Below are 626 nucleotides of genomic sequence, written 5' to 3'. Positions count from 1 at the left end.
GCGCTCTGATCGAGACGGCCGAGGAACTTTACGAGAGCGCCCCCTTCGGTTACCTCTCGACCCTGCCGGACGGCACCATCATCCGGGTTAACCAGACTTTCCTTACATGGATCGGCATGGACCGGAAGGACCTCGTCGGTCACAAGTGCTTCCAAGACTTCCTGAGCATCGGCGCAAAAATCTTCTACGACACGCATTTCACGCCGCTTCTGCGGATGCAGGGCTTCGTGTACGAGATTGCCTTTGATCTGAACTGTGCAGACGGGCGGCCGCTGCCAGTTCATGCCAAAAACGTCCAAAAGCTGGAAGCGAACGGCCGCCCGATGGTTCATCGAAAAACCCACATAAATGCCACCCACCCGCGCAAGTACGAGCGGGAACTGCTCCTGGCCCGCCAGAAGGCGGAGGATGCCACTAAGGAGCTGAAGCGCCTAAACGAAACCCTTGAGGAGCGGATTGCTCAGGAGGTCGCCGAGCGCCTGAAAGCCGAGGAAGCTCTGCGACAGGCGCAGAAGATGGAGGCCATCGGCCAACTCACCGGGGGCATTGCTCACGACTTCAACAACCTGCTCACCATTATCGTCGGCAACATCGAACTCCTCCAGCGCCGTCTACCGGAGGGCTCC

Annotated in this window: 1 protein-coding gene; it reads left to right on the top strand. The window is 59.1% G+C overall.

Translation table 11 applies throughout. From position 1 onward, the window contains the following. On the top strand, positions 1–626 hold a 626-nt coding region (locus LG661_RS24830; RefSeq protein ID WP_230534660.1), incomplete at both ends, for a PAS domain-containing protein.

Source organism: Microvirga roseola (assembly GCF_020866965.1).
Lineage (GTDB): Bacteria > Pseudomonadota > Alphaproteobacteria > Rhizobiales > Beijerinckiaceae > Microvirga > Microvirga roseola.
The sequence above is the reverse complement of the archived record's forward strand: the minus strand, read 5'-3'. Positions and strand labels throughout refer to the sequence as shown.